The organism is Hoylesella enoeca JCM 12259, from assembly GCF_000613405.1.
Taxonomy (GTDB): domain Bacteria; phylum Bacteroidota; class Bacteroidia; order Bacteroidales; family Bacteroidaceae; genus Prevotella; species Prevotella enoeca.
Map to the genome: position 1 here is coordinate 1 of NZ_BAIX01000075.1, position 4904 is coordinate 4904.

Sequence of the window (4904 nt, forward strand, 5' to 3'; positions counted from 1 at the left end):
AGATATAGATGGACGGGATGAATGGCAGCGTTTGAATTTTTTCGGTAAAAGGAATGGAGATTGGGAAATAATCTATACCTTTGCGGCTGTAAAAATTACAATCTGGTGAACAAAAATAGTTTCGTTTATCGTGTGTTCGATCTTTATTACGACGGTTTCAGGCGTATGAAGCTGGGCAAATCGTTGTGGGCCATCATTCTCATCAAGTTGTTTATCATGTTTGCGATATTGAAGTTCTTTTTCTTTCCTAATTTCTTGAAAGAGAAAGCACCGAAGGGAAATGAGGCCGATTATGTTTCGAAAGAGTTGATCAACAGGACGAAATAGCCGTTGGCAGGTTGGAGATGAAAAGAAAATTTTAAATTATATCACCTTAGAAAAGTAAGTATGATCAATCACCTATTATTAGATGTTACGTCGGGGACGATCGACTGGTCGAGAGGACAGTTTGCGTTGACAGCCATTTATCACTGGCTGTTTGTTCCGCTGACATTGGGACTTGCCGTGATTATGGGCATAGCCGAGACGTGTTATTATCGCACGAAGAAGCAGTTTTGGAAAGATGTGGCTCGATTCTGGCAGAAGCTCTTCGGTATTAACTTTGCGATGGGTGTTGCGACAGGACTGATCTTGGAGTTTGAATTTGGCACCAACTGGAGCAATTACTCTTGGTTTGTGGGCGATATCTTCGGAGCGCCGCTTGCGATAGAGGGAATTATTGCTTTCTTTATGGAGTCAACGTTTGTCGCCGTGATGTTTTTCGGTTGGAACAAGGTGTCGAGCGGTTTTCATTTGGCATCGACGTGGCTCACGGGATTAGGTGCGACGATTTCGGCTTGGTGGATATTGGTAGCCAATTCGTGGATGCAATATCCTGTGGGATGCGACTTCAATCCCGACACGATGCGCAATGAGATGATCAGCTTTGCCGATGTGGCGTTGTCGCCGTTTGCTATCGACAAGTTCTGTCACACGGTAACATCGTCGTGGATCATTGGAGCCGTCTTCACAGTGGCTGTGAGTTGTTATTATCTGTTGCGTAGACGTGAGCAGAAGTTAGCTGTGGAAAGTATCAAGATCGGTACCGTCGTGGGATTGATTGCGTCGGTGCTGACTGCGATAACCGGTGATCATTCGGCTTATACAGTAGCTCAGGTGCAACCGATGAAACTGGCGGCGATGGAGGCTTTGTATAACGGGGGCACAGACCAAGGCTTGACGGCTGTGGCTTGGGTGAATCCTGTGGAGCAGGGCGATTATAAGAATCAGGAAGAAGTGTCGTTGCGCGTCTCTGTGCCTTATGCGCTCTCGTTGCTCGCGACGCATTCGCTACACGGATTCGTACCCGGAGTGAATGATCTCATCAAGGGATATACCCGCGAAGATGGTACGCGCGAATTGTCGGTGGCCGAGAAGTTGGTGCGTGGAAAGATGGCTGTCAAGGCTCTGATGGCTTATCGAGAAGCAAAGAAAGCCGGACAGAGTGAAGCTGCGGCCAAGTATTTGGCTGTGGTCAAACCCAATATGAAATATTTCGGTTACGGATATGTGACGTCGGCCGACCAGTTGGTGCCTTTTATCCCGTTGTGTTTTTGGTCGTTTCGCGTCATGGTGGGCTTAGGCGCCCTGTTTATTCTCTTTTTCGCCGTGACGCTCTTTGTCGTCTATCGCAAGGATATTGCACGTTATCGATGGCTGTTGGTCTCGGGTTTGGTGATGCTGCCTCTGGCTTACATGGCCAGTGAAGCCGGATGGATCGTTGCAGAGATGGGGCGCCAACCATGGACCATTCAAGACATGTTGCCTACGTGGATCGCTGTGTCCGACTTAGAGTCGAGCTATGTTGCGCTCACTTTCTTTATTTTCCTCGCCCTTTTCACGGCGTTGTTGATCGTGGAAATCCGAATCCTCTGCAAGCAGATCAAGAAAGGGCCGGAATATGGCGATACTGTTGACACCAGCGGAGAGGCAGCCAAGAACTTAGGCACACACGAACTCACAACAGATAAACTTTCTAATTAATCATATCCCCAGTCTCTTTGCTGAGGGAGACAATAAACTCATCAATCCGCAAATTATGACTTACGAATTTTATCAACAATATTGGTGGTTCCTGGTTTCGTTACTGGGTGCATTACTCGTGTTCCTGATGTTTGTTCAGGGGGCCAACTCAATGATCTTCAACCTGGGGCGGACCGACATCGAGCGGCGTATGCTGATCAATTCTACCGGCCGGAAATGGGAACTCACTTTCACCACGCTCGTCACCTTTGGCGGTGCTTTCTTCGCCTCATTTCCCCTCTTTTACAGCACGAGCTTCGGCGGCGCCTACTGGCTGTGGATGGTGATTCTCTTCTCATTTGTGTTGCAAGCCGTGAGCTACGAGTTTCAGAACAAACTCGGGAATGTTTTCGGTGCCAAGACTTTCCAGATCTTCCTCGTCATCAACGGAATCTTAGGCCCGTTGTTGCTCGGAGGAGCTGTGGCAACATTCTTTGACGGTTCCAACTTTATCATCGACAAGAGCAATATCACTCGGCTTGGCCAACCTGTCATCAGCCGATGGGCCAATGCCAGCAACGGACTGGATGCGTTGCTTGATGTGTGGAATCTGGTGTTTGGATTAGCTGTTTTTTTCTTAGCGCGTGTTCTGGGGACACTTTATCTTGTCAATAACGTCGACGACCCACAGATCCGTTCGCGTTCCCGCCGCCAATTGCTCATCAATGCCGGCATCTTTTTGGTACTGTTTTTGACGTTCCTCGGGCGCACCTTGTTGAAAGACGGCTACGCCTATGAGCCGGCCACGGGAGTCATTTCGATGCAACCGCAGAAGTATTTCCATAACCTGATCGAGATGTGGTATTTGCTCCTTGTCTTGGTCTTGGGCGTGGTGATGTTGCTCTTTGCCGTCGTCCGCACTGCGCTCGATAAGGCCTATATCAAAGGTATATGGCCGGGCAGCATCGGCGTCGTATTAGTCGTGCTGGTCTTATTGCTCTGTGCCGGTTGGAATCACACGGCTTATTATCCGTCGAATGCCGACTTGCAGAGTTCGCTCACCATAGCCAACAGTTGCAGCAGCGAATTCACCTTACGGGCCATGTCTGTGGTTTCGCTGTTCATCCCCTTTGTCTTGGGCTATATCGCCTACGTCTGGTATCTGATGGATCGGAAGAAGATAGATGCTAAAGAAATCATCAGCGAAGATGCCTACTGATGGCTTCCCTCGCAACAAACAGGATGGAGGCGTCGGCGCACATTGCGCCGGCGCTTCTTTCGTTTGGGGATGTCGGCGCACATGGCGCCGGCCCCAAAAATCGTTTTTGAGTTGTAGCGCACCCGGCGCCGGCGCCTAAAATTCTTTTTAGATCCTGGCGCACCCTGCGACGGCATCCGAGATCCTTTTTAAGTCCTGGCGCAATCTGCGCCGCCATCAAAAATCCTTTTTAAGCCTTGGCGCACGGTGCGCCGACATCTGAGACCGGTCTGCCTTTCCGGATAAAATTTCTGCTTCACAATAAAATAAATGCTGACGACGGACGTTATTGCCGATAGTAAACTTTAATTCAACCGATATGAAAAAGATTATCTATGCATTGCTGTTGCTGCTACTTCTGACGCCTGCGCCGGCCGGTGCGGCACAGGATGAACCTCGCCGTGAGGTGCTTCTCAAAACCGACAAAGGCGATATCCTGCTCGCTCTTTACAACGAAACGCCCCGACATCGTGACAATTTCATTCGGCTGGTCAAAAGTGGCTATTATAATGGGGTGCTCTTCCATCGCGTGATCAGTAACTTTATGATCCAGTGCGGCGATTCCACCACCCGTCATGCTACTCCCGGAACCGAAGTGGGGGCGTATTCGCCTGATTACACGGTGCCTGCCGAAATCGTTTATCCCAAATTCTTTCATCGTCGGGGCGTCTTGGCAGCAGCTCGCGAGTCGGATGATGTGAATCCCGAAAGAGCTTCGTCGTCCAGCCAATTCTATATCGTGTATGGTCACCGGTTTACCGAAGACGGGCTTGATCAATTGCAAGCACGACTGGACAAGACGACCAACGGGAAGATTGTGCTGGCTCCTGAGACGCGCGAAATCTATAAGACGCTGGGCGGCACGCCGCATCTCGACGGTCAGTACACGGTCTTCGGCGAAGTTCTGAGCGGCATGGATGTGATCAAAGAGATCCAATCCGTCGAGACCGATGCCAAAGATCGACCGCTCGAAGATGTTCGTATCGTCGAAGCAACGGTGGTCAAATAAATTATTAAAGCGCACGCTTTTCCGAAACCGAATGCGTCATCGCAGCTCGGTGCTGCCTGCAAAGCCTTTGCCGGACGACTGGCGTCCCGCCTCATTACTGCCCGGTGACAAGTCCTAAGGGAGTCGGGCAGCACTATACGACTTGTGGGGCAGAAGTCGTATACCTCTCATCGGGCAGCAACGTAGGTCAACAGCCGCCCCTGTGACAATCGTTTGGGACATGATAAAATGACTCATCCTCCTCTCGCCATGTTTTTCGAATGCTTCTGCCTCCTATTATATATAAGGTGTAAAGGGTTTTTAGGTGGAAAAAGAAGAAAAAATGCACTTTTTTTGAAATTTCTTGCGAAAAAGTTTGGAGGGTAAAATTATTTGCATTAACTTTGCACTCGCTTTCGCTTCAATAGATGGCGTGAGCAACATGATAGAGATCTTTGAAACAATTTACATAAGACAGCATATAGTACAGGGAATGTCTCTATGTATTGTAGGGGCATGAATTTAAGGTAACGAACTTACCTTTTGTCAAATTTCGTTAGAGATTGCTATCTCTTATATATATGTTCGGATATTCGTCTTGAGCAGAACAACATTAGCCGTACGTTTTCATTTATATATGTAGATGTCGGTTACAAT

At 48.8% G+C, this 4904-nt stretch carries 4 protein-coding genes; all 4 read left to right on the plus strand.

What is annotated here, in order from left to right; all coding sequences use genetic code 11:
- Positions 1–105 precede the first annotated feature (105 nt).
- The 4 genes from JCM12259_RS12260 (at position 106) to JCM12259_RS12275 (ending at position 4268) form a co-directional block, all read left to right on the plus strand.
- Positions 106–327, plus strand: coding sequence for a DUF4492 domain-containing protein (locus JCM12259_RS12260; protein WP_025066656.1), 222 nt, complete (start codon positions 106–108; stop codon positions 325–327).
- A 60-nt stretch (positions 328–387) separates the two neighbouring features.
- Positions 388–2022: a cytochrome ubiquinol oxidase subunit I gene (locus JCM12259_RS12265; protein ID WP_025066657.1), complete on the plus strand. Its 1635-nt coding sequence runs from the start codon at positions 388–390 to the stop codon at positions 2020–2022.
- Between the two features lie 55 nt (positions 2023–2077).
- Positions 2078–3220 carry a cytochrome d ubiquinol oxidase subunit II gene (locus tag JCM12259_RS12270; protein WP_025066658.1) on the plus strand — a complete coding sequence of 381 codons (1143 nt, stop codon included), beginning with the start codon at positions 2078–2080 and terminating at the stop codon, positions 3218–3220.
- Between the two features lie 358 nt (positions 3221–3578).
- Positions 3579–4268, plus strand: coding sequence for a peptidylprolyl isomerase (locus tag JCM12259_RS12275; RefSeq protein ID WP_025066659.1), 690 nt, complete (start codon positions 3579–3581; stop codon positions 4266–4268).
- Positions 4269–4904 lie beyond the last annotated feature (636 nt).